Here is a 25788-nt window from a genome sequence, read left to right as displayed (position 1 = left end):
GTGATCACCTCCGGGTGAAGGGTTGACGTGTATACCGATCTGTTTAGTCTAGTGCATGAGGGAGTAAACAGACCGGTATACCCGGAGCCTGAATCGACCCGGAACCCCAACCCAGAACGAGGAACGCCCCATGCCCATCAGCGCCGCCGTCACCTCCATCGGACTCGTCGTGATGTGGAGCTCCGGCTTCATCGGAGCCGAGCTCGGTACTCGGGAGGCCACCGCCGACACGCTGCTGATGTGGCGCTTCCTCGCGGCCGCCGCCGTGCTGGGCGGCGCCTGGCTGCTGCTGAGACGCCGCAGGATCCCCTCTCGCGCCCTGGCCGAGCAGGCGGCGATCGGGGCGCTTTCGCAGGGCGGCTATCTCGGCGGGATCGTCTGGGCGGTCGGGCTCGGGGTGCCGTCCTGCACCGCCGCGCTGATCGCCGCGGTGCAGCCGCTCGCGGCGGGCGCGCTGGCCGGGCGGCTGCTCGGGGAGGTGGTCAGCCCGCGCCAGTGGGCGGGGCTGGCCATCGGCCTCGGCGGGGTCGCGCTGGTCGTCCAGGGCGATCTGTCGGCGGGCCCGGCCGCCGCCCCGGCCTGGGCGTACGGGCTGCCCTTCACCGCCATGGCGGCGCTGCTGGCCGCGAGCTTCCTCGAACGCAGGGTGCGGGCGCCGCTGGACCCCGTGGACGCCATACCGCTCCACTGCCTGGTCAGCGCCGTGCTGTTCACCGGGGTCGCGCTGGTCGGAGGCCATGCCGCGCCCCCGGCGGCCGGGGGCTTCTGGACGGCGGTGGTCTGGACCGTGCTGCTCTCCACGGTCGGCGGCTACGGCTTCTACTGGCTGAGCCTGCGCCGCAACGGCGTCACCCGCACCAGCGCGCTGATCTATCTCACGCCCCCGACCACGCTGGTGTGGGCCTACGCGATGTTCGGGGACGCCCCCGGGTGGACCGCCCTCGCGGGCGTGGCGGTGTGTGTGATCGGCGTGACGGCCGCCACCGCACGCCGCCGCCCCGACCGGTCAGCGCAGCTCGCGGAGGATCCAGTCGGTGATCGAGCGGTGCCGCGGGTCCCAGCCGAGTAGCTCACGGGCGCGGTGCGCCCGTACCCGGCTGTTGGCGCCCAGGGCGTGCCGGGCGAACGCGGGATCCCAGACGTTGTCCGGTGCGTCGGGGTCCCAGGGGCGGGGGCCGGGCAGGCCGAGGGCGCGGGCGACCGCCTCGGCGATCGCGCCGAACGACTCCTCCCCATTCGCCACGAAGTAGAAGGTGCCCGGAGGCGTCTTCTCCAGCGCGCGGAGGTACAGGTCGGCGACGTCGTCGACATGGACGGTGGACCAGATGTTGCGGCCGGGGCCGACCTGGCGGACCACTCCACCCGCGCGGGCCTGCCGGACGAGCGCCGCGATCAGGACGCTCTCCCGGCCCGGGCCCCGGCCGCGCCCGTAGATCAGGCTGTCGCACAGCACCGCCGACCGCACGCCCTGCCCGGCCGCGCCCAGGACCAGACGGTCGATGGCGACCCGGGCCGCGCGAACGGGGTGGTCGGGCTCCCAGGACGAACCCGGGTCGAGGAGGTCCTCGCCGTGGACCGCCTCCGACGCCTCGCCCTCCGTTCCCATGCCGACCGTGCTGGAGCCGCTGGTGTGGATCAGCGGCTTGTCCGATCCGGCCAGGGCGGCGATGAGCGTCTCCACGGCCGCGCGGTGGTCGCTGTCCGCCGCGTTCACCACGGCGTCGGCCCGGCGGGCCCGCGCGGTGAGGACATCCGTGTCGTCGAGCGACCCCACCACGGGCTCGATGCCCAGCCGCGCGAGTCGCCCCGCCTTGGCCGGGTCGCGGGTCAGACCGCTCACCTGATGACCGGCCTGGAGGAGGCGGACGGCGACGGTGCCGCCGATATAGCCGCTCGCGCCGGTGACGAAGACATGCATGGGAGGGGTGCCTCTCTGCCGGGGTCGGCCTCTCCGATGGGCCGGCCCGCAGAATCGATCGGCGCTCGGCGGATCCCCAACGGGGTTTGCCGGGACGGCAAACCCGTCAGCAGCACTGCCAGGCGAAGACGGCCTTCTCGAAGCGGCCCGCGGCCAGGTCGTCGGGGCGGATCAGCCAGTACAGCGCCCCGCCGTCACCCCACATCATGTCCGCGTCCTCGTCGGAGTCGAACTGTGCGAGCAGCGCCCAGCGCCCCGCCTCCCGCTCGAGCCGCGGGTCCTCCCACGACACGTCCCGCCCGCCCAGCGCGCCATGGGCGACCACGATCTCCACCGCGCCCTGAACGGACTGGGCATGGCCGCCGATCTGATGGGCCACACCGCTCTGGTGACCCCATATCGCCCGCTCGAACGCGTCCGGGAACGCGCCCTCGCCGAACGCGGCGGTCAGCGCGGGCAGATCGAAGTCCGGGGCGCTCGGGCCCATATGGGCGGTCAGCGGCACCTCCGGGTACGGGGTGAGACCGGCCGGTGCGGGCCGCTCGGGCGCGTCGGCGGGCGCGGCCGGGAGGTGGAGCACACGGGCACCGGCCCAGGTGTCCGGGTCGGCGGTGTCGACCAGCGCGTCGTCGTCCTCGTCGCCGTAGTAGAAGAAGGCCAGACGGCCGGCGGCGGGCAGCGGTATGTCCAGCCGGTCCCCGGGCAGCGCGGCGCAGTCCACCTCCGCCACGAAGGCCAGCGGGCCGTGCCCCTCCCACATCGGCCAGTCCATGCCCTCGGGCAGCCGGGGCAGTCCGCCGAGGCGGCCGACGACCGGATCGGCCGCCCCGGCCCGGCGGAGGTGGGCGGCCGGGCGCAGCAGCCCGGTCCAGCGGTCGGCGAGGTCGGCGGGCAGATGGGTGCGGGCCAGGGTGTGCAGCGCGTCGGGCTCGGTCGTCATGCGGACCATGGTGGCGGACGGCACCGACAGCCGAACGGAGCCGATCGCGGCCGACCCCGACCGATGGCGGCCGATCCCGACCGACCCCGACTGATCGCGGCCGATCGCGGCCGATCGCGGCCGTTCACGGCCGAACCGGGCCGACCGCGGCGGGACATGGCATGGCAGAAGTCACCCCGCAGGTCAAGGAACCGTAAAGCGGGTGCGTTCGTTACCCCGGGCATGACCGCTATGACACCCGGCTCGAACCTCCCCCTCCCCGTCGCGCGCGTGGCGGTTGACGTCACCGCCCCGGTGCGGCTCGACGTATCGGGCCTGCTGCTCACCGCCAACGGCAAAGTGCGCTCCGACGACGACTTCGTCTTCTACAACCAGCCCGCCGGGCCGGGGGTGACCCATCGCGCCGGGACGGCGGGCGCGGGCGACACCATCACCGTGGACACCGCCGCCGTCCCCGCCGACATCGACAAGATCGTGGTGACCGCGAGCCTGGACGCGCCCGGGGCGACGTTCGCGGGCACCGAGCCGACCGCCACCGTGCGCGGCGCCGACGACGGCGCGGTGATCGCCACGTTCACCCCGCCGCGGCTGGGCAACGAGACCGCGCTGGTGACCGTGGAGGTGTACCGGCGCAATGGGGCGTGGAAGGTGCGCGCGGTCGGGCAGGGGTATGCCAACGGTCTGGCGGGCATCGCCACCGACTTCGGGGTGACGGTCGAGGAGCCCGCGGCACCGGCCGCTCCCGTCGCCCCCGCCGCCCAGATGCCGCCCCCGCCGAGCGGTCCGCCCGCCGGTTTCCAGCCCCCGCCGCCGATGCCGACCGCCCCGCCGCCCGCTCCCCCGGCCGCGGCCCCCGCCGCGGCGGCACCGTCCACCGGGAAGATCAACCTGGACAAGGGCCGGGTCAGCCTCCAGAAGAACCAGACGGTCTCGCTGGTCAAGGGCGGCCGCCCGGTGCTCAGCTCGGTGAAGATGGGCCTGGGCTGGGAGCCCGCCTTCCGCGGCAAGGACATCGACCTGGACGCGTCCGTGATCGCCTTCGGTGTCGACCGTAAGAAGATCGACGCCTGCTTCTTCGGCAAGCTGGCCATCCTCAACGGCGCCATTCAGCACTCCGGCGACAACCTCACAGGTGAGGGCGGGGGCGACGACGAGTCCATCACCGTCCACCTCGGTGGCCTTCCGCCCGAGGTCACCGGCCTGGTCTTCACGGTCAACTCCTTCTCCGGCCAGAAGTTCACCGATGTGGCCAAGGCGTACTGCCGCCTGCTCGACGCCCAGAGCGGCGAGGAGCTGGTCCGCTTCGACCTCACCCACGCCGAGCCGCGCACGGGCGTGATGATGGCGAAGCTGATCAAGCAGTTCTCGGGTGAGTGGGAGATGACCGCGATGGGTGAGTACGTGGACTCACGCACCGTGCGCGGCATGGCCAAGCCCGCCGGCAAGGCCCTCTGACACCCGGCCGGGACCCGGATCGGGGCCCGGACCGGGGCCCACGGGACCGGAGTCGAGGTCGCCCGGCAGACCCGCCACACGGGCCAGGCGGCGGTAGGAGTCCAGCAGGGCCTCGCGGTCATAGGTGCTCGTGGTGACCAGCACCTCGTCGGCGCCGCTGCGCTCGATCAGCTCCTCGAGCGCGGCGGCGACCTCGTCCTCCGTGCCGTACAGCTGGCCCCGCAGGCCCCGCTCGTAGAAGCCGCGCTCCTTCTCGGTCATCTCCCGGGCCTCGATCTCCGGGGCCGGGGCCAGCGGCGGGAAGACGCCGTGGGTACGGGAGTAGGCCATCGCCCAGGCTTCGGGGAGCAGCAGCCGGCGGGCCTCCTCCGCCGTGCCGGCCACCGCCACATTGCCGGAGACGACGACGTACGGCGCGGAGGACCACGCCGAGGGGCGGAAGCCGGTGCGGTAGCGGTCGATCGCGCGCAGCATCTCGTCCCGGCCCCGCAGATCGCCGATCACCAGGGACAGTCCGGCCTCCGCCGCCAGATCCGCGCCGGCTCCGGTGGCCAGGACGAAGACGGGCAGCCGCAGCCCTTCCGCGGGATGGGCGTGGACCTGGGGGTAGGCGCCCTGCTCACCGGTGAACCAGCCGAGCAGCTCGTCCAGCTGGGCGCCGAAGTCCCGCGCGGCGTCCTTCTGGGCGCCCAGGGCGCGGCGTATGCCGTCGGTGAAGCCGACGGAGCGGCCCAGGCCCATGTCGATCCGGCCCGGGAAGAGGGATTCGAGCACCCCGAACTGCTCGGCCACCACCAGCGGGCGGTGGTTCGGCAGCATCACCCCGCCCGTGCCCACCCGGATGCGGAGCGTGGCCGCCGCGACGGCGGACGCCAGCACCGTGGGCGCCGAACCGGCGACGCCGGGCACGCTGTGGTGCTCGGAGACCCAGAAGCGGTGGTAGCCGAGGGCCTCGGCGGCTTGCGCGAACCGTACGGTGTCGCGCAGCGCCTGCGACCGCTCCCGTCCCTGGCGGGTGCGGGAGCGGTCCAGGATGGAGAAGGGGGTGGTGCGCAGACGTGAGGTCACCCTCATGTCAACGCGTGCCCCGGCCGGGGGGATTCCCCCGGCCCCGTGCCGTCAGCGCTGGCGGCGCCAGGGGCCGGTGATCGCGAGCATGATGCCCGGCGTCTGGATGTTGGCGTACAGCGTCGATCCGTCGGGCGAGAAGACCACACCGGTGAACTCGCTGAACTCCGGCTCCTCCGCGGTGCCGATGTTCAGGTCGTTGCGCGCGATCGGGTACGTCCGGCCGTCATCGGTGGCGCCGAAGAGGTGCTGGATGCCCTCGCCGTCCTCGGCGATGACCAGACCGCCGTACGGCGAGACGGTGATGTTGTCCGGGCCGTCGAAGGCACCGTCCTTGGACGGGTCGGGGTTGACGCCCAGCAGCACCTTGAGGGTGAGGGTGCGGCGCTTGGGGTCGTAGAACCAGACCTGGCCGTCGTGCTGGAGCGGGCTCTCCGCACGGGCGTACGAGGAGACGATGTACGCACCGCCGTCCGCCCACCACATGCCCTCCAGCTTGCGGGCGCGGGTGATCTCGCCGTCCTTGAACTGCTTGCGCACCGACACGGACTTCGCGTCGCGGTCCGGCACCGGAACCCAGTCCACGCCGTAGACCGTGCCGGTCTTGGTGGCGCGGGACAGGTCGTCCACGAAGTTGCCGCCCGAGTCGTAGCACTTGGGGGCCTGGAGCACGCCCGCGTCGTCCTTGAGCGTGCCCAGCTTGCCCCGGCCGTGCTCGAAGCCGTGCGGCGGGACCCAGCGGTAGAGCAGGCCGTTCGGCTTGGAGGCGTCCTCGGTGAGGTAGAGCTCGCCGCGCTTGGGGTCCACGACGACGGCCTCGTGGGCGTACCGGCCCAGGGCCTTGATCGGCTTGGGGTCACGGTTGGCCCTGCGGTCGTGCGGGTCGACCTCGAAGACGTAGCCGTGGTCCTTGGTCATGCCGTTCTGGCCGGCCTTGTCCTCGGTCTCCTCGCAGGTCAGCCAGGTGCCCCAAGGGGTGCGGCCACCGGCGCAGTTGGTGGCGGTGCCCGCGATGCCGACCCACTCGGTGACGTGGTCACCGTGCTTGGAGACCTCGACGACGGTGCAGCCGCCGGAGGCCGCCGGGTCGTAGACCAGGCCCTCGGTCAGCGGGACCGGGTGCGGCCAGTCGCTGCGGGGACCGGCCAGCTCGTGGTTGTTGACCAGCAGCGTCGCACCGCGCGAACCCTCGAAGGTGGCGGTGCCGTCGTGGTTGGACGGGGTGGACTCGCCGGACTCCAGCTTCGTCTCACCGGTGCGGGTGATGATCTTGTAACGGAAGCCCTTGGGCAGGGCCAGGATGCCCTTGGGGTCCGCGACGAGCGGACCGTAGCCGAGCGACGAGCCGCCGTGGCCCTCGACCCCCGCGACGCCCTCCTCGGTCACCTCGGCGGCGAGCGCGCCGGGTGCGGTGGCGAGCACCCCCGCGCTTCCGACCAGGGCGAACCCGGCCCCGGTGTACGCGGAACGCCTCGCGAAGTCTCTTCGGCTGAGCGGCATGTCTTCTCCCGAGCGCAGGATGGTGTCCTCCGGACTGCGGCCATACGTTTCCGTCCCCGGCCGAACATCAGTTGAACGGCGCGCGACATCAACGGACGAATGACTGCCGATCCCTTATACGGTGCGCAGGGGGTTACGGCTCCGACGCGGCGAGCGACTTTCCCCGCCCGCCGGGCGCCACCCGGGCCCCGGAGGGCCCGGCGGCCGCCCCGCGATCACCTCCGCGGGGAGCGGCCGCAGGCCCGGTGCGCCCGCGGGGCGGGCAGCGCGGCGGCACGCCCACCAGGGGCAGCTATGCCCGGGAGCGTGCCTTGAAGGCAGCCTTACGGGCCTCCTTGGCGGCCTCCTTGTCCGGGTGCAGCCGCCCCATCGCCTCCAGCACATCCGCGGTGGCCGGGTGGTCCACCCGCCAGGCCGAGTCGAAGAAGCTCCCGGACTGGTCGACCAGGCCCCGCACCAGATCCCGCAGCTCGGCCGAGTCGCCCTCGGTGGCGAGCTGGGCCGCGAGGGTGTCCACGGTCAGCCAGAAGACCATCTCCTCCGACGGCTCCGGAACATCCGCCACCCCGCGCTCGGCCAGCCAGACCCGGGCCAGCCCGCCCAGATGGCGGTCGTCGAGCACCTCGCGCAGCGCGGGCTCGGCCTCGACCCCGGCCAGCGAGAGCGTCTGCTGGCAGGTGAGGCGGCGCAACGGCGCGTCCTCGTCGTCACCACGCGCGGCGGCCAGCAGCTCCCGGGCGGCCCCCTCGGGCGTACGGCGGGCCAGCCACTGCTCGGCCTCGGCCTGTGCGGCGGGCTCGGGGTGGCCGGGGAGGGCGTCCAGCAGGATGCCCGCGCCCTTGTCCGCCAGGTCGCCGACGGCCGGGGCGTCGATGCCCGCCTCGACCATCCGGGCCCGTACGGCGTAGACGCCGAGCGGGGTGAGCCGCACCATGCCGTAGCGGGAGACGTCCTCGTCCTCGAACTCCTGGGCCGTCTCGGGCTCCTGGATCCGGCCTTCGCCGTCGACCTCCTCGATCAACGCCTCGTCCACCGGCTGGTAGTCGATCAGGCCGGTCGGGGCGAGCAGCCGGAACTGGTCGTCCAGCCGCACCATCGCCTCGGAGACCTCTTCGAGGATGTCGTCGGTGGGCTCGTCCATGTCCTCGGGGACGATCATGGATGCGGCCAGCGCGGGCAGCGGTACGGGGGCCGCGGCGGCCTCCTCGTCCAGGGCGGTCAGCAGATAGAGGTTGCCCAGCACCCCGTCGAGGAACTCGGCCTCCTCCTCCGGGTTCCAGTCGAGCGCGTCGAGGTCGAGCTCACCGTCCTCGCCGATCTGGTCGGCGATGTCGTTCAGATCGGGGGCGGCGGCGTCGGCCAGCACCGTCTCGAAGCCGTCGAGCCAGATGTCCAGGATGTCGCGGGGGCCGCCCTCGGCGATCAGCCGCAGCTCCGCACCGCTGGTCGCGACGGCGGAGAAGTCGCCCACGGCCGGCGCCTCGCCGTCCGCCGGGTCGGGGTCACCGTCGCCGCCGCTCTCGCCGCCGGGCCGGGAGGACGACGCCTCGCCGGGCGTCGGCTCCTCGGACTCCTCGATCTCGACCAGCCCGGTGTCCACGGCCAGCTGCCACGCCTGCGCCGCGTACAGCGGCCCGTCCTCGTCCCCCGCGAGCCCCAGCAGCTCGGCCGCCGCCGACAGCTCGCTCTCCGGCAGCGCCCCGCCCGACGCGACCGGCCGCCCCGGCTCGGCCCAGCGGGCCAGCCGGACCGCGCGGGCGAGAAGCGGCGCGGCGAGTGCGTCCCGCGCGAGTTCCGCGTCGGTGTGAAGCCGTACGGGCGGCATGGTGGGGCGCTCTTCTGGCATGGGCGGACGTCACTCCTCAGGGGCACGGAAGTCGTGCGCGCGAACGCGGGGGTATGGGGGCTGTGGAGCTAGGGGTCTCAGGGCCGTGGAGCCATGAGGGTATGGATATGCGGGTGTACGGGCGCGGGTGCGCGGGCACGGCCCGGACCCCAGCGTAGACGGAACGGGACGGCACTTTCGTCCCGATGTGGTCCCGCGCCCCATCCCGTGCCACGGCAACCGGTGATTTCGGCCGACAGACCCCTCGCACGGGCCGCTGCGGACCCGGGAAAGCGGCCGGTGCGAGGGGGCGCGCGGCCGCGCTCGTTCCTGCCCCCGTCCCGCCTCCGCCGTGCGCGAGCCATCCCTCCTCCCTTGACAACTTCCTTGGCGAGGACAGAGATTGACGCGCGTAGAGGCGTCTTCCTCGCCATTCGCTCCTTTCCGGAGGCCACCACCATGTCCCTTCGCGCCCCGCGCGGACCCGTCGCCGTCACCGCCGTCGCCGCCTCCGCCCTCGCGGCCGGGCTGCTCGCCGTGCCCTCCTCGGCCTCCGCCGCCGAGATCCGCGTCCATGACATCCAGGGCAGCACCCGAATATCCCCGCTCGCCGGGCAGCAGGTGGCCGACGTCCCCGGCACGGTCACGGCGATACGCTCCTTCGGCTCGTCGCGCGGCTTCTGGATCCAGGACCCCCGGCCCGACAAGGACGCGGCCACCAGCGAGGCGATCTTCGTCTTCACCGGATCGACCACGCCCTCGGTCGCCGTGGGCGACTCGGTGCTGGTCTCCGGGACGGTGTCCGAGTACTACCCGGGCGGCAAGGACGCCGGTCTCCAGTCGCTCACCGAGATCTCCAAGGCGACCTGGACGGTCCGCTCCTCCGGCAACGCGCTGCCCGCCGCGTTCCGGCTCAGCCCCGCCACGCTCCCCGACCGCTACACGCCGGAGGCCGGCGGCGAGTCCATCGAGGGGCTGACGCTGCGGCCGCGCTCCTACGCCCTGGACCGCTACGAGTCGCTGGAGGGCATGCGGGTCTCGGTCGAGAACGCCCCCGTGGTCGGCGCGACCAACACCTACAAGGAGCTGTGGGTCACCGCCGAGCCCCACCATGAGCGGACCGCGCGCGGCGGCGCCCTCTACAGCTCCTACCGCGACCCGAACGCGGGCCGGGTGAAGGTGGTCTCCCTCCTCCCGTACGCCGAGCACCCCTTCCCGGTGGCGGACGTCGGCGACGCGCTGACCGGCACCACCGCCGGACCGCTGGACTACGACAACTTCGGCGGCTACACGATCGCGGCCGACACCCTGGGCGAACTGGCCGACCACGGCCCCGAGCGGGAGAGCACCCGCAAGCAGAAGGCGGACGAACTCTCCATCGCCACCTACAACGTGGAGAACCTCTCCCCCAAGACCGCCCAGTCGAAGTTCGACCGGCTGGCCACGGGGCTGGTGCAGCACCTCGCCTCGCCGGACATCGTCGCGCTGGAGGAGGTCCAGGACGACAACGGCGCGACCAACGACTCGGTGGTGAGCGCCGACGCCACCCTGAAGAAGCTCACGGACGCGATCAAGGCGGCGGGCGGCCCCTCGTACGAGTGGCGCCAGATCGACCCGGTTGACGACCAGGACGGCGGCGAGCCGGGCGGCAACATCCGTGTGGCGTTCCTCTACAACCCCGAGCGGGTCTCCTTCACCGACATCCCGGGCGGCGACTCCACCACCCCGGTGACGGTCGAGAAGAAGGGCGGCAAGGCCACGCTGTCGGCCTCCCCGGGCCGTATCGACCCGGCGAACGACGTCTGGAAGGACAGCCGCAAGCCGCTGGTCGGGCAGTTCTCCTTCCAGGGCCGCCCGGTGTTCGTGGTGGCGAACCACTTCAACTCCAAGGGCGGCGACCAGGGCCTGGACAGCCGCTTCCAGCCCCCGGCCCGCTCCTCGGAGACCCAGCGCACCGGACAGGCCACGGCGGTCAACACCTTCGTCAAGTCGCTGCTGAACGCCGATCCGAAGGCGGCGGTGGTCGTCGCGGGCGACCTCAACGACTACCAGTTCTCACCCGCGCTGGCGGACCTCGCCAAGGGCGGAGTGCTGACCGACCTGGTGACCCGGCTGCCGAAGGACGAGCGCTACGGCTATGTCTACAGCGGCAATTCGCAGGTGCTGGACCACATCCTGACCAGCAGTGCGCTGCGCCGGGCCGACTACGACATCGTCCACATCAACGCCGAGTTCGCGGACCAGTCCAGCGACCACGACCCGCAGGTGGTCCGGCTACGCCCCTGAACAAACCACTCCGGGGGGCTTGCCCCCCGGAGTGCATACCGTCAGGTGGCGCACCGTTGTGGGCAATCGTTCCGGGCGGAACGGGTGGGCACAACACCTCCCACCGCCCCGCACCAGGCAACGAAACCCAAGGCGCGCGCCCCAACTCAATTGTGGCTGTGCAGCGCCTCGTTCAGCCCACCCCACGAACCGGTGCGAGGCAGCGCCTCAACCGTCCCCGTGATGGAGTTGCGCCGGAAGAGCAGGTTATTCGCACCGGAGAGCTCCAGAGCCTTGGCGATCTTGCCGTCCGGGAGCGAGACACGGGTGCCCGCCGTCACATACAGCCCCGCCTCGACGATGCAGTCGTCGCCCAGCGAGATGCCCAGGCCCGCCTCGGCGCCCAGCAGGCAGCGCTCGCCGATGGTGATCGTCTGCTTGCCGCCGCCGGAGAGGGTGCCCATGATCGAGGCGCCGCCGCCGATGTCGGAGCCGTCGCCGACCACGACGCCCGCGCTGATCCGACCCTCGACCATGGAGGTGCCCAGCGTGCCGGCGTTGAAGTTGACGAAGCCCTCGTGCATGACCGTGGTCCCGGGCGCGAGGTGCGCGCCGAGGCGGACCCGGTCGGCGTCACCGACGCGGACACCGGAGGGGACGACGTAGTCGGTCATCCGGGGGAATTTGTCGACACTGGTCACCGACAGGTGCGCCCCTTCGGCACGGGCGGCGAGCCGCGCCCGCTCCACCTGGTCGGCGGCGACCGGGCCGAGCGAGCTCCAGGCGACATTGGCGAGCAGGCCGAACTGGCCGTCCAGGTTCAGGCCGTGCGGCTTGACCAGCCGGTGGCTGAGCAGATGCAGCCGCAGATAGACGTCGTGCGCGTCCAGCGGCTTCTCATCCAGCGAGGCGATGACCGTGCGCACGGCGACGACCTCGACGCCGCGCCGGGCGTCCGGTCCGACCGCCTTGAGGGCGGTCTCGCCCAGCAGCTGCGTGGTGCGCTCGGCGTCGAGCCGCTCGGTCCCGGCCGGGCCGGGTTCGGCGGTCAGCTCGGGGGCCGGGAACCAGGTGTCGAGAACGGTGCCGTCCTCGGTGAGGGTGGCGAGACCGGCGGCGACGGCGCCGGTGCGGGTGGTGGGTGCATCGGTCATGCTCAGAACGCTAACCGGAGCCGGGCCCGGGAGGCGAACCGGTCTCAGCGACCGGTCCCGACGGCGGGTCCCAACGGCCGGTCCCGGCGAGCGATCCCAGCAGCCGGTCCCAACGGTCAGCCCCAACGGCGCGTCCCGACGACCAATCCCAGCAGCCAACCCCCAGCAACCGGTCCCGGCGAGCGATCCCGGCGACCAATCCGGGCGACCGCCCGCTCCCAGCCGCCACCTCACCCACCGGCGACATCGCCGGATGACGCGGCCCCGCCCCGCCCCTCCCCGGTCACCCGCTCGAACGCCCCCCGCGCCTCGGCCCGGTCGAAGGGCCGCCCGGTCAGCAGGAGCTGGAGCAACAATCCGTCGAACAGCGCGCCGACCTGGCGCGCCACCTCCAGATCGCCGGTCCGCCGCGCCAGCAGCTCCGCCGTGTCGTCGAGGTAGCGGGCGACGATCGGCCGCACCGAGGCGCGCCGCAGGGCGGCGAGATACAGCTCGTACTCCAGCTCCAGCCGATCGCGGTCCCCCTGGAGCATCCGCTCCATCAGCTCGGCCATCGCGTCGGCGGGCGATGCCTCGGGGGGCGCCTCGCGCACCCAGCGCTCCACATCGGCCAGCCACTCGGCGTTGACCTGCTCCAGGGCGGCGACCAGCAGATCGTCGAGGGTCGCGAAGTGGTACGTGGTCGATCCGAGCGGCACATCCGCGGCGGCGGCCACGGCGCGATGGCTGAGCGCCGCGATTCCGCGCTCCCCCACCACCGTGATCGCGGCGTCGATGATCCGCTGCCGCCGCTCGGGGTCATAGCGGCGCGCCATCAGTGGGCGCCGTTCAGATTGAGCACCACCACACCGGCGATGACCAGCAGCACGCCGAACACCTTGGCGGCGGTCATCGCCTCCCCCAGGAAGAGCATGCCGATCGCGGCGATGACGGCGGTCCCGGCTCCGGACCATATGGCGTACGCGGTGCTGACGGAGATGCTCTTGAGCGTATGCGCGAGCAGCACGAAGGACAGCAGATAGCCCGCGCCCGTGGCGAGCGAGGGCCAGAGCCTGCTGAAGCCCTCGCTGTACTTCATCGAGGTGGTCGCCAGGATCTCGGCCAGGATGGCCCCGGAGAGTGTCACATATGCCATGCGTACGAGCGTACACAACGATGCGTACGGCCGTACACAACCGGATGCGGCGGTTCCGGAAACATGAGCGGCCCCCGCGCCGAAGCGCGGGGGCCGCTCGAAAAACCCAGGGGAGCCGTCAGACGTTGAAGCCGAGCGCCCGCAGCTGCTCACGCCCATCGTCGGTGATCTTGTCCGGGCCCCACGGCGGCATCCAGACCCAGTTGATCCGCAGCTCGTTGACGATGCCGTCGGTCGCGGACTTGGCCTGGTCCTCGATGACGTCGGTCAGCGGACAGGCGGCCGAGGTGAGTGTCATGTCGATGGTGGCGATATTGCCGTCGTCGACATGGATGCCGTAGACGAGACCGAGGTTGACCACGTCGATGCCCAGCTCGGGGTCCACGACGTCGTACAGGGCCTCGCGGACCTCTTCCTCGCTCGCGGGCTTGATGGCGGTCACGTTGTCACTCATGCGGTCTTCCCTCCGGCGGTCTCGCCCAGTGCCTGCGCCGTGGCGTCCTTCCACGCCATCCAGCTCAACAGGGCGCATTTCACACGGGCCGGGTACTTGGAGACACCGGCGAACGCGATGGCGTCCTCCAGCACCTCCTCCATCGCGTCGTCGGGCTCGGCCCGGCCCTTGGACTGCATCAGCTCCAGGAAGGTCTCCTGGATCCGGCGTGCCTCGGCCAGCTCCTTGCCCACCAGCAGCTCATTGAGTACGGAGGCGCTGGCCTGGCTGATGGAACAGCCCTGGCCCTCGTAGCTCACGTCCTCGATGGTGTCGCCGTCAAGCCGCACCCGGAGCGTGATCTCGTCACCACAGGTCGGATTGACGTGGTGTACCTCTGCGTCGCCGTTCCTCAACCCCCGCCCATGGGGGTTCTTGTAGTGGTCCAGGATGACGTCCTGGTACATCGAATCCAGCTTCACGCGGCACGCCCCTACCCGAAGAAGTTCCGTACGTGCTCCAGGCCCTCCACCAAGGCGTCGACCTCGGCGGGCGTGGAGTACAGATAGAACGACGCTCGGGTGGTCGCCGGAATTCCGTAGCGCAGGCATACGGGGCGGGCGCAGTGGTGGCCGACCCGGACCGCGATCCCCTGCTCGTCGAGGACCTGGCCCACATCGTGGGGGTGGATGTCGCCGAGCGTGAAGGAGATCGTGGCGCCGCGCTCATCGGCCGTGGTGGGGCCGATGATGCGCAGATCCGGCACCTCCAGGAGCCTGCCGACCGCATAGTGCGTGAGGGCGTGCTCATGGCGGGTGATGTTGTCCATGCCGATCGAGGTGAGGTAGTCCACGGCCGCGCCGAGGCCGACGGCCTGGGCGATCGGGGGCGTACCGGCCTCGAACTTGTGCGGCGCCGGGGCGTAGGTGGACGAGTGCATCGAGACGGTCTCGATCATCTCGCCGCCGCCGAGGAACGGAGGCAGGTCCTCCAGCAGCTCCTGGCGGCCCCACAGCACCCCGATCCCGGTCGGGCCGCACATCTTGTGGCCGGTGAAGGCCACGAAGTCGGCCTGGAGCGCCTGTACGTCCAGCGTCATATGCGGGGCGGCCTGGGAGGCGTCGATCACCACGAGGGCGCCGACGTCCTGGGCGCGGCGGACGATCGCCTCGACCGGGTTGACGGTGCCGAGGATGTTGGAGACCAGCACGAACGAGACGACCTTGGTCTTCTCGGTGATGACCTGCTCTATCTCCGACAGGTCGAGCCGGCCGTCGTCGGTGAGGCCGAACCACTTCAGCTTCGCGCCGGTGCGCTGCGAGAGCAGCTGCCACGGAACGATGTTGGAGTGGTGCTCCATCTCGGTGATGACGATCTCGGTGTCCTGGTCCACCCGGTAGGGCTCATCGGCCCAGCCCAGCATGTTGGCGACCAGGTTCAGCGACTCCGACGCGTTCTTGGTGAAGATCACCTCGTCGCGGCTGGGAGCGTTGATGAAGGCGGCGACCTTGTCGCGGGCGCCCTCGTACAGCGCCGTGGCCTCCTCGGCGAGCACATGGACGCCGCGGTGCACATTGGCGTTGGAGCGCTCGTAGTAGTCGTTCAGCACGTCCAGGACCTGGCGCGGCTTCTGCGAGGTCGCCGCGTTGTCCAGATAGACGAGCCGCTGGCCGTCGTGGACGACCCGGTCCAGGATCGGGAAGTCCTTGCGGATCGCCTCGGTGTCGAGGAGGCCCGGCAACTGTGTCACTCGGACGCGCCTCCCTTCGCATACGCCTCGTAGCCCTCTTCCTCCAGCTTGTCCGCGAGCTCCGGGCCGCCGGACTCGGCGATCCGGCCCGCCGCGAACACATGGACGTGATCGGGCTTGATGTACCGCAGGATGCGGGTGTAGTGGGTGATCAGCAGGGTGCCCACCCGGCCGGACTCCCGGACCCGGTTGACGCCCTCGGAGACCACCCGCAGAGCGTCCACGTCGAGGCCGGAGTCGGTCTCGTCGAGGATCGCGATGGCCGGCTTCAGCAGCTCCAGCTGAAGGATCTCGTGGCGCTTCTTCTCACCGCCGGAGAAGCCCTCGTTCACATTGCGCTCGGCGAAGGACGGGTCGATGTGGAGGCGCTCCATGGCCTCCTTGACCTCCTTCACCCAGGTGCGCAGCTTGGGCGCCTCACCGCGGATGGCGGTCGCGGAGGTGCGCAGGAAGTTGGAGACCGAGACGCCGGGGACCTCGACCGGGTACTGCATGGCGAGGAAGACACCGGCGCGGGCGCGCTCGTCGACGGACATCGCGAGCACGTCCTCGCCGTCCAGCGTCACGGTGCCGCCGGTGACCGTGTACTTCGGGTGGCCGGCGAGCGAGTAGGCGAGGGTGGACTTGCCGGAGCCGTTGGGGCCCATAATGGCGTGCGTTTCGCCCTGCTTGACGGTCAGGTCGACACCGCGCAGGATCTCGCGGGGACCGCCCTCGGCGTCGACGGAAACGTGCAGGTCGTGGATCTCAAGCGTGGCCATGGGTGCCTCAGGACTCCTGGGTGACGGAGACGAGCACATCGTCCCCTTCGATCTTTACGGGGTATACGGGGATCGGGCGCGTCGCGGGGAGGCCGGACGGCTTGCCGGTGCGCAGGTCGAAGCTGGAGCCGTGCAGCCAGCACTCGATCTGGCAGTCCTCCACCTCGCCCTCGGACAGCGAGACGTTCGCATGTGAGCAGATGTCGTTGACCGCGAACACCTCGCCCTCGGTGCGCACCAGAGCGATGGGCACCCCCTCGAGCTCGACCCGCTTGGGGGTGTCCTCGTCGAGTTCGTCCAGCGCACAGGCGCGTACGAAGGTCTGGGTCATCCTACGGACGCCTCCAGCTCGGCCTCGATCTTGGCGATCAGCCGCTCCTCCAGCTCGGGGAGCCCGATCTGCTGGACGAGCTCGGCGAAGAAGCCGCGGACCACCAGACGGCGGGCCTCGTCGGCCGGGATACCGCGCGCCATCAGGTAGAACAGCTGCTCGTCCTCGAAGCGGCCGGTCGCGCTCGCATGACCGGCGCCGACGATCTCGCCGGTCTCGATCTCCAGGTTGGGCACCGAGTCGACGCGGGCGCCGTCGGTGAGAACCAGGTTGCGGTTGAGCTCGTAGGTGTCGGTGCCCTCCGCGGCGGCCCGGATCAGCACATCGCCGATCCACACCGCATGCGCCTCCTGGCCCTGGAGCGCACCCTTGTACGCCACGTTGCTGCGGCAGTGCGGGGTGTCGTGGTCGATGAAGAGCCGGTGCTCCTGGTGCTGGCCGTTGTCGGTGAAGTACAGGCCGTAGAGCTCGGCCTCACCGCCGGGGGCGCCGTAGACGACCCGCGGGTGGAGCCGGACCAGATCGCCGCCGAAGGTGACGACCACGGACTTGAAGGTGGCGTCCCGGCCGACCAGCGCGGTGTGCTGACCGACGTGGACGGCGGTGTCGTCCCAGTCCTGGACCGAGACCACGGTGAGCTTGGCGCCGTCGCCGATCAGGTACTCCACATTGGCGGCGACCGTGGCGTCACCGGTGTGGTCGATGACCACGACCGCCTCGGCGAAGGCGCCGACCTCGATCACCTGGTGGCCGAAGGCGGTGCCGCCCTCGCCGTGCACGGCGATCCGCACCGGCTCGGTGAGCACCGTCTCCTTGGGCACCGAGACGACCGACGCCTTCTCGAAGGAGCTGTACGCCTGGGCCGCCACCCGGTCCACCGGCTTGCCGGCCTTCCCCAGGCGCGCGTCGTCACGGCCCACGGTCTCGACCGTGACGCCCTCGGGGGCGATCACCTCGACCTTGACGCCGCCGTCGGCGACGGCCGTGCCGTCGTGGAGACCGCGCAGCCGCTCCAGCGGGGTGAACCGCCAGTCCTCCTCGCGGCCATGGGGCACCGGGAAGTCGGCCACGTCGTACGACGCGGGCGCGCTCACCCGGGCATCGGTGGGCTGGCCCACCTGGATGACGCCGTCCGTAGTGGATCCGGCCGGGATGGTTTCAGCCATGGCTGTCGTACTGCTCACTTTCTGCCTGATGGGCCTGAATGGGGTGCCCGGACGGGGACGGTGCCCCGCCGGGGCCGGAAGGGGGTGGCGTCAGCCGACCGCGCCCTCCATTTGCAGCTCGATCAGCCGGTTGAGCTCCAGCGCGTACTCCATGGGCAGCTCGCGCGCGATCGGCTCGACGAAGCCACGCACGATCATCGCCATGGCCTCGTCCTCGGACAGGCCCCGGCTCATCAGGTAGAAGAGCTGGTCGTCGCTGACCTTGGAGACGGTCGCCTCATGGCCCATGGACACGTCGTCCTCACGGACGTCCACATAGGGGTAGGTGTCCGAGCGGGAGATCGTGTCGACGAGCAGGGCGTCGCACAGCACATTGGACTTGGAGCCCTCGGCGCCCTCGCCGATCTCGATCAGACCGCGGTAGGAGGTGCGGCCGCCGCCGCGCGCCACCGACTTGGAGACGATGTTCGACGAGGTGTGGGGGGCCATGTGGACCATCTTGGCGCCGGCGTCCTGGTGCTGGCCCTCGCCCGCGAAGGCGATGGACAGGGTCTCGCCCTTGGCGTGCTCACCCATCAGGTAGACGGCGGGGTACTTCATGGTCACCTTGGAGCCGATGTTTCCGTCCACCCACTCCATGGTCGCGCCCTCGTAGGCCACGGCGCGCTTGGTGACCAGGTTGTAGACGTTGTTCGACCAGTTCTGGATGGTCGTGTAGCGGCAGCGGGCGCCCTTCTTGACGATGATCTCGACGACCGCGGAGTGCAGCGAGTCCGACTTGTAGATCGGCGCGGTGCAGCCCTCGACGTAGTGGACGTAGGCGTCCTCGTCGACGATGATCAGCGTCCGCTCGAACTGGCCCATGTTCTCGGTGTTGATCCGGAAGTACGCCTGGAGCGGGATCTCCACGTGCACGCCCTTCGGCACGTAGATGAACGAGCCGCCGGACCAGACCGCCGTGTTCAGCGAGGCGAACTTGTTGTCGCCCGCCGGGATCACGGTGCCGAAGTACTCCTTGAAGAGCTCCGGGTGCTCCTTGAGCGCGGTGTCGGTGTCCAGGAAGATGACGCCCTGCTCCTCCAGGTCCTCACGGATCTGGTGGTAGACGACCTCGGACTCGTACTGGGCCGCGACACCCGCGACGAGGCGCTGCTTCTCGGCCTCCGGGATACCCAGCTTGTCGTAGGTGTTCTTGATGTCCTCGGGCAGCTCCTCCCAGGAGGCGGCCTGCTGCTCGGTGGAGCGGACGAAGTACTTGATGTTGTCGAAGTCGATACCCGACAGGTCCGAGCCCCATGTGGGCATGGGCTTCTTGCCGAAGAGCCGCAGGCCCTTGAGACGGAGCTTGAGCATCCACTCCGGCTCGGACTTCTTCGCCGAGATGTCGCGTACGACCTCCTCGGAGAGGCCGCGCTTGGCCGAGGCGCCGGCCACGTCGGAGTCGGCCCAGCCGTACTCGTAGTTGCCCAGACCCTCGAGCTCGGGGTGAGCGGTCTCCGTGGGGAGAGTCATTCGGGGTTCCTCCCGGCCGTGCTGGCAGATGCGGTGGTGGTCTTGGTGGTGCTGGTGTCGGTCTTCTCGACCTTGCCGGTCTTCGGAACGAACGTCGTGCACACCCCGTCGCCGTGGGCGATGGTGGCCAGACGCTGCACATGGGTTCCGAGCAGCTGGGAGAAGACCTCGGTCTCCGCCTCACACAGCTGCGGATATCGCTCGGCTGCGTGGGCGACCGGGCAGTGGTGCTGGCAGAGCTGTTCGCCGACCGGCGCGCTGCGCGCCGTTGCAGCGTACCCGTCCGCGGAGAGCGCACCGGCCAGCGCTTCGGTGCGGCGGCCGGGGGCCGCGGCCTCGACGGCGCCGCGGTATCCCTCCGCCTGGGCGGCGAGCCTGGCGCGGGCGAACGCGGCGACCGCGGCACGCCCCGCCTCGCCGCCCCCGGCGCTCTGCTCGATCCAGCGCAGGGCGTCGACGGCGAGCTTGTCGTACGCCTGGTCGAAGGCGTCGCGGCCGCAGTCGGTGAGTGCGAAGACCTTGGCCGGGCGGCCGCGCCCCCGCGCCCCGTACACCCTCTTCTCTCGGGGCTCGACGACGCCGTCGGCGACGAGGGTGTCCAGGTGACGGCGGACGGCCGCCTGGGTCAGCTCCAGCCGCAGGGCGAGCTCCGCCGCGGTGGAGGGGCCGTGGTCGAGGATCGAGCGGGCCACCCGGTTACGGGTGCCGTGCTGCTCCTCCGGCGCGGACGCGGGCACGCCGGACCGCGCGGCCACCTCGGCCGCGCGCCCCTTCGAAGCCTCGCTCGCGTATTTCACAACGCCATTGTTGCGTAATTCTCCGGCGAGACACAAGCGGGGAGTTCTCCGGTTCCGGTGGGGTGCGTCACTTAGGTCTGCCTAACTCCGGGACGGCCGTTCACCTGCGGCGACGTGTCCGGGACCGGGCGGTGGTCCCGCGGACTTCCGGCCCTGCCGCCCACACGGGGCCCGGCGATTCGTAGACTGCCCGGCATGCGAGAAGAGCCCGCGGTCGACATCGTCGGCCTGGTCAAGCGGTACGGCCCGAAGACCGCGGTCGACGGGCTCGACCTGTCCGTCGGCCGGGGCACCGTGACCGCCGTTCTGGGCCCCAACGGAGCCGGTAAGACCACCACCGTCGAGACCTGCGAGGGGTACCGCCGCCCCGACGCCGGCACGGTCCGGATATTCGGGCTCGACCCGGTCGCGAACGCCCCGGCGCTGCGCCCCCGGGTCGGGGTGATGCTCCAGTCCGGAGGCGTTTATTCCGGCGCGCGCGCAGAAGAGATGCTGCGCCACACGGCCACCCTGCACGCCCATCCGGTGGACGTCGATCTGCTGATCGAGCGACTCGGCCTCGCCTCCTGCGGCCGGACCACCTACCGACGGCTCTCCGGGGGCCAGCAGCAGCGGCTCGCGCTCGCCATGGCCGTCGTCGGCCGCCCCGAGCTGGTCTTCCTCGACGAGCCGACCGCCGGACTCGATCCGCAGGCCCGCCGCGCCACCTGGGACCTCATCCGCGATCTGCGCGACGACGGGGTCACCGTGATGCTGACCACCCACTACATGGACGAGGCCGAGCAGCTCGCCGACGATGTGGCGATCATCGACGGCGGCAAGGTGATCGCCCGGGGCAGTCCCGAGCAGCTGTGCCGGGGCGGCGCCGAGAACACCCTGCGCTTCATCGGCCGCCCCGCACTCGACCTGGCCTCGCTCCTCAAGGCGCTGCCCGCCGACTCCACGGCCGCCGAGCTGACGCCAGGCTCGTACCGCGTCACCGGCAAGGTCAACCCCCAGATGCTGGCCACCGTCACCTCCTGGTGCGCGCAGAACGGGGTGATGCCGGACCGGATCTCGGTCGAGCGGCACACCCTGGAGGACGTCTTCCTGGAGCTCACCGGTAAGGAGCTGCGAGCGTGACCGCCACGGGCACTTTTCTCCCCAAGCCGGGGGCGGCCCCGCTGACGCGGATGATCCGGGCGCAGGCGGCGCTGGAGACCCGGATGCTGCTGCGCAACGGCGAGCAGCTGCTGCTGACCGTTGTCATCCCGTCCCTGCTGCTGGTGCTGTTCAGCACCGTCGACATCGTGGACACCGGCGCCGACGGCAGCACGGTGGACTTCCTGGCGCCCGGTGTACTGGCGCTCGCCGTGCTCTCCACGGCGTTCACCGGCCAGGCCATCGCCACCGGCTTCGAGCGGCGCTACGGCGTGCTCAAGCGGCTCGCCGTCTCACCGCTGCCGCGGTGGGGGCTGATGGCCGCCAAGACCTGTGCGGTGCTGGTCACCGAGGTCATGCAGATCGTGCTGCTGACCGCGATCGCGCTGGCGCTCGGCTGGTCGCCGCACGGCGACCCGCTCTCCGTGGCGCTGCTGCTGATCCTCGGCACGGCGGCGTTCTCCGGCCTCGGGCTGCTGATGGCGGGCACCCTGAAGGCCGAGGCGACCCTGGCCGCCGCCAATCTGGTCTTCCTGCTGCTGCTCGTGGCCGGCGGCGTCATCGTGTCGCTGGACAAGTTCCCGGGCGCCGCGCGGAGCGTCCTTGCGCTGCTGCCGATCTCGGCGCTCTCGGGCGGGCTGCGGGACGTCCTCCAGGACGGGGCCGGGATGCCGTGGCGGGATCTGGGGATCCTGGCGGTCTGGGCGGTGCTGGGGCTGGGCGCGGCGGCGCGCTTCTTCCGCTGGGAGTAGGCCGCGCCACCGTCGGAAGCCGCCCGCCCCCTCCGCGAGCTGCGGCTTTACCGAAGCACAACCCCTCGTGAAAACCTGCACAAGCGGCGGCCTACGATGGGTCCGTGCCGAATTCGCTGAATCCGTTCGAGCTGATCGCCCGGCGCTGGCAGCCCTCCGCGCGCTTCGTGGAGCGGGCCGCGCTGGCCACCGTGGTGATGGCCGTGGTCATCGTGGTGACCGGTGGCGCGGTCCGGCTGACCCAGTCCGGGCTGGGCTGTGACACCTGGCCCAAGTGCACCTCCGGCAGTCTGACGCCCACCTCCGACATGGGCATCCACGGCGCCATCGAGTTCGGCAACCGCATGCTGACGTACGTCCTGTGCGCCGTCATCGGGCTGGTGATCATCGCCGCCCGCGCCAGGACGCCGGTGCGCCGCTCCCTCACCCGGCTCGGCTGGGCCCAGTTCTGGATCGTCATGGGCAACGCCGTGGTCGGCGGCATCACGGTGCTCACCGGGCTCAACCCGTACATCGTCAGCTCGCATTTCCTGCTGTCCTCCGCGCTGCTCACGGTCGCCGTGCTGACCTGGTGGCGGGCGCGCGAGGGCGACGGCGAACCGCGGGAGCTGGTGGCCGGGCCGGTGCGCCAGCTGACCCGGCTGCTGATCGCCGCCACCGGCGCGCTCATCGTCATCGGCACGGTGGTCACCGGCGCGGGTCCGCACGCCGGTGACGCCCGTAAGGTGCACCGCATCCCGCTGAACTGGCAGGAGATCACCCAGCTGCACGTGGACTTCGTCTACATCGTGCTGGGCCTCACCGTCGCCCTGTGGTTCACGCTGCGGGCCGTGAAGGCCCCCGCCGACCAGCGCCGTACGGTTCTGGAGCTCCTCGTCGTCCTGCTCCTCCAGGGCGTGGTGGGCTATGTGCAGTACTTCACCCATCTGCCCGAGGTCGTCGTCGGCATCCACATGCTCGGCTCCTGCCTGGTGTGGATCGCGGTGCTGCGGGTGCTGCTCGCCCAGCGCGAGCGCGGCGCGCTCCCGGCGGCCGTCCCCGCCCCCACGGGCGACCACGAGACCGTTCAGCCCGAGCCGGCCGCGTCGAGCCGGTAGACCCGGCGCGCGGTCCCGGACGCGACCAGCCCGGCGATCCGCTGGGCCTCGGCCCGGGTGCAGATCCCCTCGCCGACCCACTCCTGTGCCAGCCGGGCCATGGCCTGGCCGAACAGCCGGGACGCGGTCACATACAGCTCGGGCAGCGCCCGCGCGCCGGTCGAGAAGAGCAGCTTGCCGAACGGCGCCTCGCCCAGGGTCTCCCCCGGCCGTGGCCCGGCGTCCGCGTAGACATGCGGGAAGGCCGCGGCGAGCTGGGCCGCCCGCCGGTGGTGCGGCCGGTCGGGCAGCAGCACCAGATCGGTGCCGAAGCCCGCCGTGGCGCGCAGGAAGCCGGTGAGCGACTGCGGATCGGCGCAGTGCAGCTGCACCGGTAGGCCGGTCGCGACCGCGCTCCACAGCAGATGCTGGGCGAGCGCGGGATCGGGGGCGCGGTCCCGGGCCGGGCGCACGGTGAGCGCGAGCCAGCGGGCGGCGGCGCGCCGCACCTCGCGCGGATCGGGCGGGAGCTCGTCGCAGAAGGCGATCCCCATGGCGAAGGCGGTCGCGTGCTGGGCCGCCGCGTACAGCGCCTCTGCGGTGTTGCCGATGAAGGCGTCGACGGTGCCGGAGGTGTCGGCGACCTGCTCGGCCAGCGGCTCCAGGCGGATCACCTCATGGACCGCGCCGTCGGCGGCCGTGGCCAGCTCGTCGGGGGTGCTGAGGCCGTCCCGGGCGCCGGACTCCAGCAGGAAGGTGCCGACGCCCGCGCCGCGTAGCAGCAGCCGCGCGGAGCGGTAGGCGCCCAGCTCACGGCGGCGGGCGAGATAGCTGACGGGCGCGCAGTGGGGCTCCATGCCCAGCAGCGGGGGGCACCAGCGGCGCACCGCGAGACCGGTCCAGCTGTCGAAGAAGGTGGTGCCGGCCGGGGCCGCACCCGACCCGGCGGCGGCCGCCAGATGGGTTTCGAACGAACCGATCCCGAGTTCGCCGTCGACCGTGCCATGGCTGTGCTGGTCCACCAGCGGCGGCAGGGTGATCAGCCCCGCACCCGGGCCCGGCCCGGCCCGGGGGACCGGGCCGGTCGGCGGCCCCAGGGTGTCCGGGGAGTCCGTCGCCTCGTGCATCGCCGCCGCCTCCTCGCCCTCCGGCATCGACGGGCTTAACGGACGGAAGGGGCACGAGGTGTCGCCGGACCCGTACTCAGGCGTTCTACGAGGCGGGTGCCGGAGGGTTGCCGGGGCCGCCGAGCTGGATGCCCGCCATGCGCGTCCACTCGTAAGGACCGGTGCGGACCTTGGCGGCGAGCTCGCCGTCGAAGTCGTCGTGGAGGGTCAGCCCGGCGATCTCGGCGGCGCGCCGCGCGCCGTCCTGGGAGGGGGCGACGAGGACGCCCCATTCGCCGTCGGCGCCGACGAGGGCGATCCGGACGACGCCACGCCCGACATGGGCGATCTGCCCCTCGGCGCCACCGCCGTGGCTCGTGGCGAAGGCCGTGATCTCACGGGCGAGCCGCTCGGCCCGCTTCTCGTCCTTGGACGGCTTGGGCGGCTTGGAGGGTGCCTCCGGCACGGAGGGCTGTGCGGCCGTCTCGCCGCTCTCATTCGTCTCCGGCTGGGTGGTGTCTGCCATACAGCCGATGCTACCCGCCGGTAATCACCGCAGGAAAGGGTCCACGGCCACCGCGACGAACAGCAGCGACACATAGGTGATCGACCAGTGGAACAGCCGCATCTCCTTGAGCTTCGCGCCCGTGATCCCGGCCCTGGCGCGCGCCTGGAGACCGTGCGCCTCCTTGAGCCAGAACCCGCCCAGCAGCGCCGCGACGACCGGGTAGAACCAGCCGGTGTAGCCCAGCGGCCACAGCAGCAGCGACACGCCGACCATGGCCCAGCTGTAGAGGACGATCTGGCGCGCGACCACCTTGTTGCCCGCGATCACCGGCAGCATCGGCACGCTGGCCCGCTCGTAGTCGTCCTTGACCTTCATCGACAGCGGCCAGTAGTGCGGCGGCGTCCAGAAGAAGATGACGAGGAAGAGGATGACGGCGGCCCAGGAGACCTCGTTGGTCACCGAGGACCAGCCGATCAGCACGGGCATACAGCCGGCGATACCGCCCCAGACGATGTTCTGCGAGGTGCGGCGCTTGAGCCACATCGTGTAGACGACGACGTAGAAGGCCAGCGCGCCGAGCGACAGCATCGCGGACAGCGGGTTGACCAGCGCCCAGAACCAGGCCGTCGACCCCGCCGCGAGCGCGAAGGCGAAGACCAGGCATTCGCGCGGCGAGACCATGCCGGTCACCAGCGGGCGCTGCGCGGTGCGCTCCATGAGCGCGTCGATGTCCCGGTCGTAATACATGTTGAAGGCGGCCGCGCCACCGGCCGACAGATAGCCGCCGACACAAGTGGCGACCACCAGCCACAGATCCGGGACGCCCTGAGCGGCCAGGAACATGACCGGCACCGTCGTCATCAGCAGCAGTTCGATGACGCGCGGCTTGGTCAGTGCGACGAACGCCTTGACACGGGCCCCGAACGGCCGGTGACCGGAGCTCGTTTCGCTCGTCTCGAGCACCCCCGCAGGACGGGATTCGACGGCCGTCACGCACACCCCTGGTGGAAGCAAGAACAAGCAAGCACCGGACATGAAGAGCCGGTAAAGACTTGCGCGTACCACGCCACTCTAGACGTAGCGGATGTGCCGCCCGCCGCCGGGGTCCCTCGTGTTGAAGTGGGTGCCGCAAGGCGTCCGTAAGGCCGCCACGCCCGGGGACCACGGACTCGGCAAAGCCCGGAATGACGCCTTCC

The 25788-nt window shown here is 71.4% G+C and carries 25 protein-coding genes; 6 read left to right on the top strand and 19 right to left on the bottom strand.

Features of this window, described 5'->3' with window-relative positions; all coding sequences use genetic code 11:
• The first annotated feature begins 130 nt into the window (after positions 1-130).
• On the top strand, positions 131-1069 hold the full coding sequence (locus tag AB0E24_RS19330; RefSeq protein ID WP_359378408.1) for a DMT family transporter: 939 nt from the start codon (positions 131-133) through the stop codon (positions 1067-1069).
• Here the strand turns inward: AB0E24_RS19330 and AB0E24_RS19325 are convergent.
• Both AB0E24_RS19325 and AB0E24_RS19320 read right to left on the bottom strand, forming a co-directional pair.
• Positions 1007-1918: an NAD-dependent epimerase/dehydratase family protein gene (locus tag AB0E24_RS19325; protein WP_351374543.1), complete on the bottom strand. Its 912-nt coding sequence runs from the start codon at positions 1916-1918 to the stop codon at positions 1007-1009. The genes AB0E24_RS19330 and AB0E24_RS19325 overlap by 63 nt on opposite strands.
• A 106-nt stretch (positions 1919-2024) precedes the next feature.
• Complete coding sequence (locus tag AB0E24_RS19320) at positions 2025-2858, bottom strand: YwqG family protein (RefSeq protein WP_359378405.1); 834 nt, start codon at positions 2856-2858, stop codon at positions 2025-2027.
• A 231-nt stretch (positions 2859-3089) separates the two neighbouring features.
• Here AB0E24_RS19320 and AB0E24_RS19315 point away from each other — a divergent pair, with 231 nt between their 5' ends.
• Positions 3090-4313 carry a TerD family protein gene (locus AB0E24_RS19315; protein ID WP_099016877.1) on the top strand — a complete coding sequence of 408 codons (1224 nt, stop codon included), beginning with the start codon at positions 3090-3092 and terminating at the stop codon, positions 4311-4313.
• Here AB0E24_RS19315 and AB0E24_RS19310 read toward each other — a convergent pair.
• The 3 genes from AB0E24_RS19310 to AB0E24_RS19300 form a co-directional block, all read right to left on the bottom strand.
• Positions 4266-5387: an LLM class flavin-dependent oxidoreductase gene (locus AB0E24_RS19310; protein WP_234701422.1), complete on the bottom strand. Its 1122-nt coding sequence runs from the start codon at positions 5385-5387 to the stop codon at positions 4266-4268. The two genes, AB0E24_RS19315 and AB0E24_RS19310, sit on opposite strands and share 48 nt — an antisense overlap.
• Before the next feature lie 45 nt (positions 5388-5432).
• Positions 5433-6881 carry an alkaline phosphatase PhoX gene (locus AB0E24_RS19305; protein WP_069869943.1) on the bottom strand — a complete coding sequence of 483 codons (1449 nt, stop codon included), beginning with the start codon at positions 6879-6881 and terminating at the stop codon, positions 5433-5435.
• Positions 6882-7173: 292 nt separating this feature from the next.
• A complete protein-coding gene (locus tag AB0E24_RS19300) occupies positions 7174-8727 on the bottom strand; it encodes a hypothetical protein (RefSeq protein ID WP_069869944.1) in 1554 nt (517 codons plus the stop codon).
• A 438-nt stretch (positions 8728-9165) separates the two neighbouring features.
• Here AB0E24_RS19300 and AB0E24_RS19295 point away from each other — a divergent pair, with 438 nt between their 5' ends.
• Complete coding sequence (locus tag AB0E24_RS19295) at positions 9166-10992, top strand: DUF8508 domain-containing protein (RefSeq protein WP_359378403.1); 1827 nt, start codon at positions 9166-9168, stop codon at positions 10990-10992.
• A gap of 146 nt (positions 10993-11138) precedes the next feature.
• Here AB0E24_RS19295 and dapD read toward each other — a convergent pair whose 3' ends face one another.
• The 11 genes from dapD to AB0E24_RS19240 form a co-directional block, all read right to left on the bottom strand.
• The gene (gene dapD / locus AB0E24_RS19290; protein ID WP_283887039.1) at positions 11139-12125 is read right to left on the bottom strand and encodes a 2,3,4,5-tetrahydropyridine-2,6-dicarboxylate N-succinyltransferase; all 987 of its coding nucleotides are present in this window, start codon (positions 12123-12125) and stop codon (positions 11139-11141) included.
• 230 nt (positions 12126-12355) lie between these two features.
• Positions 12356-12940 (bottom strand): TetR/AcrR family transcriptional regulator, encoded by a 585-nt coding sequence (locus tag AB0E24_RS19285; RefSeq protein ID WP_069869947.1) that lies wholly within the window; start codon positions 12938-12940, stop codon positions 12356-12358.
• Complete coding sequence (locus AB0E24_RS19280) at positions 12940-13260, bottom strand: DMT family transporter (RefSeq protein WP_069869948.1); 321 nt, start codon at positions 13258-13260, stop codon at positions 12940-12942. Before AB0E24_RS19280 ends, AB0E24_RS19285 begins: the two co-directional genes overlap by 1 nt.
• A 118-nt stretch (positions 13261-13378) precedes the next feature.
• Entirely contained in the window at positions 13379-13714 is a 336-nt protein-coding gene (locus AB0E24_RS19275) for a metal-sulfur cluster assembly factor (RefSeq protein ID WP_069869949.1), read from the bottom strand.
• Positions 13711-14175 (bottom strand): Fe-S cluster assembly sulfur transfer protein SufU, encoded by a 465-nt coding sequence (sufU, locus tag AB0E24_RS19270; RefSeq protein ID WP_069869950.1) that lies wholly within the window; start codon positions 14173-14175, stop codon positions 13711-13713. The genes AB0E24_RS19275 and sufU overlap by 4 nt, the downstream gene beginning before the upstream one ends.
• 11 nt (positions 14176-14186) lie before the next feature.
• Complete coding sequence (locus AB0E24_RS19265) at positions 14187-15443, bottom strand: cysteine desulfurase (protein ID WP_069869951.1); 1257 nt, start codon at positions 15441-15443, stop codon at positions 14187-14189.
• The gene (sufC, locus tag AB0E24_RS19260; protein WP_069869952.1) at positions 15440-16204 is read right to left on the bottom strand and encodes a Fe-S cluster assembly ATPase SufC; all 765 of its coding nucleotides are present in this window, start codon (positions 16202-16204) and stop codon (positions 15440-15442) included. Before sufC ends, AB0E24_RS19265 begins: the two co-directional genes overlap by 4 nt.
• A gap of 7 nt (positions 16205-16211) precedes the next feature.
• A complete protein-coding gene (locus AB0E24_RS19255; RefSeq protein ID WP_093702446.1) occupies positions 16212-16535 on the bottom strand; it encodes a bifunctional 3-phenylpropionate/cinnamic acid dioxygenase ferredoxin subunit in 324 nt (107 codons plus the stop codon).
• Entirely contained in the window at positions 16532-17701 is a 1170-nt protein-coding gene (gene sufD, locus AB0E24_RS19250) for a Fe-S cluster assembly protein SufD (protein ID WP_069869954.1), read from the bottom strand. The genes AB0E24_RS19255 and sufD overlap by 4 nt, the downstream gene beginning before the upstream one ends.
• Positions 17702-17791: 90 nt before the next feature.
• Positions 17792-19213, bottom strand: a complete 1422-nt coding sequence (gene sufB, locus AB0E24_RS19245) for a Fe-S cluster assembly protein SufB (protein ID WP_069869955.1) — start codon at positions 19211-19213, stop codon at positions 17792-17794.
• A complete protein-coding gene (locus tag AB0E24_RS19240; RefSeq protein ID WP_079153543.1) occupies positions 19210-20010 on the bottom strand; it encodes a helix-turn-helix transcriptional regulator in 801 nt (266 codons plus the stop codon). The genes sufB and AB0E24_RS19240 overlap by 4 nt, the downstream gene beginning before the upstream one ends.
• A 195-nt stretch (positions 20011-20205) precedes the next feature.
• Here AB0E24_RS19240 and AB0E24_RS19235 point away from each other — a divergent pair, with 195 nt between their 5' ends.
• The 3 genes from AB0E24_RS19235 to AB0E24_RS19225 all read left to right on the top strand — a co-directional run bounded on the left by AB0E24_RS19235 (position 20206) and on the right by AB0E24_RS19225 (position 22999).
• The gene (locus tag AB0E24_RS19235; RefSeq protein ID WP_079257207.1) at positions 20206-21132 is read left to right on the top strand and encodes an ABC transporter ATP-binding protein; all 927 of its coding nucleotides are present in this window, start codon (positions 20206-20208) and stop codon (positions 21130-21132) included.
• Positions 21129-21902, top strand: coding sequence for an ABC transporter permease (locus AB0E24_RS19230; protein WP_359378394.1), 774 nt, complete (start codon positions 21129-21131; stop codon positions 21900-21902). Before AB0E24_RS19235 ends, AB0E24_RS19230 begins: the two co-directional genes overlap by 4 nt.
• 104 nt (positions 21903-22006) lie before the next feature.
• Positions 22007-22999, top strand: coding sequence for a COX15/CtaA family protein (locus AB0E24_RS19225; protein WP_079257208.1), 993 nt, complete (start codon positions 22007-22009; stop codon positions 22997-22999).
• Here the strand turns inward: AB0E24_RS19225 and AB0E24_RS19220 are convergent.
• The 3 genes from AB0E24_RS19220 to AB0E24_RS19210 form a co-directional block, all read right to left on the bottom strand.
• The gene (locus tag AB0E24_RS19220) at positions 22969-24021 is read right to left on the bottom strand and encodes an amidohydrolase (RefSeq protein WP_359378503.1); all 1053 of its coding nucleotides are present in this window, start codon (positions 24019-24021) and stop codon (positions 22969-22971) included. The genes AB0E24_RS19225 and AB0E24_RS19220 overlap by 31 nt on opposite strands.
• 169 nt (positions 24022-24190) lie before the next feature.
• On the bottom strand, positions 24191-24610 hold the full coding sequence (locus AB0E24_RS19215; RefSeq protein WP_231981499.1) for a hypothetical protein: 420 nt from the start codon (positions 24608-24610) through the stop codon (positions 24191-24193).
• 24 nt (positions 24611-24634) lie between these two features.
• On the bottom strand, positions 24635-25585 hold the full coding sequence (locus AB0E24_RS19210) for a heme o synthase (RefSeq protein ID WP_069869960.1): 951 nt from the start codon (positions 25583-25585) through the stop codon (positions 24635-24637).
• Positions 25586-25788 lie beyond the last annotated feature (203 nt).

The organism is Streptomyces malaysiensis subsp. malaysiensis (assembly GCF_040653035.1).
Taxonomy (GTDB): domain Bacteria; phylum Actinomycetota; class Actinomycetes; order Streptomycetales; family Streptomycetaceae; genus Streptomyces; species Streptomyces malaysiensis.
Note: the sequence above shows the minus strand (reverse complement) of the source record. Positions and strands in the feature narration are given on the sequence as shown.

Coding starts and splice junctions, on each gene's coding strand:
- AB0E24_RS19275 (WP_069869949.1), bottom strand. CDS start 13,714: ATGAGTGACAACGTGACCGCCATCAAGCCCGCGAGCGAGGAAGAGGTC.
- AB0E24_RS19320 (WP_359378405.1), bottom strand. CDS start 2,858: ATGACGACCGAGCCCGACGCGCTGCACACCCTGGCCCGCACCCATCTG.
- AB0E24_RS19310 (WP_234701422.1), bottom strand. CDS start 5,387: ATGAGGGTGACCTCACGTCTGCGCACCACCCCCTTCTCCATCCTGGAC.
- sufD (WP_069869954.1), bottom strand. CDS start 17,701: ATGGCTGAAACCATCCCGGCCGGATCCACTACGGACGGCGTCATCCAG.
- AB0E24_RS19295 (WP_359378403.1), top strand. CDS start 9,166: ATGTCCCTTCGCGCCCCGCGCGGACCCGTCGCCGTCACCGCCGTCGCC.
- sufB (WP_069869955.1), bottom strand. CDS start 19,213: ATGACTCTCCCCACGGAGACCGCTCACCCCGAGCTCGAGGGTCTGGGC.
- dapD (WP_283887039.1), bottom strand. CDS start 12,125: ATGACCGATGCACCCACCACCCGCACCGGCGCCGTCGCCGCCGGTCTC.
- AB0E24_RS19300 (WP_069869944.1), bottom strand. CDS start 8,727: ATGCCAGAAGAGCGCCCCACCATGCCGCCCGTACGGCTTCACACCGAC.
- AB0E24_RS19325 (WP_351374543.1), bottom strand. CDS start 1,918: ATGCATGTCTTCGTCACCGGCGCGAGCGGCTATATCGGCGGCACCGTC.
- AB0E24_RS19255 (WP_093702446.1), bottom strand. CDS start 16,535: ATGACCCAGACCTTCGTACGCGCCTGTGCGCTGGACGAACTCGACGAG.
- sufC (WP_069869952.1), bottom strand. CDS start 16,204: ATGGCCACGCTTGAGATCCACGACCTGCACGTTTCCGTCGACGCCGAG.
- AB0E24_RS19285 (WP_069869947.1), bottom strand. CDS start 12,940: ATGGCGCGCCGCTATGACCCCGAGCGGCGGCAGCGGATCATCGACGCC.
- AB0E24_RS19215 (WP_231981499.1), bottom strand. CDS start 24,610: ATGGCAGACACCACCCAGCCGGAGACGAATGAGAGCGGCGAGACGGCC.
- AB0E24_RS19280 (WP_069869948.1), bottom strand. CDS start 13,260: ATGGCATATGTGACACTCTCCGGGGCCATCCTGGCCGAGATCCTGGCG.
- AB0E24_RS19305 (WP_069869943.1), bottom strand. CDS start 6,881: ATGCCGCTCAGCCGAAGAGACTTCGCGAGGCGTTCCGCGTACACCGGG.
- AB0E24_RS19330 (WP_359378408.1), top strand. CDS start 131: ATGCCCATCAGCGCCGCCGTCACCTCCATCGGACTCGTCGTGATGTGG.
- AB0E24_RS19315 (WP_099016877.1), top strand. CDS start 3,090: ATGACACCCGGCTCGAACCTCCCCCTCCCCGTCGCGCGCGTGGCGGTT.
- AB0E24_RS19235 (WP_079257207.1), top strand. CDS start 20,206: ATGCGAGAAGAGCCCGCGGTCGACATCGTCGGCCTGGTCAAGCGGTAC.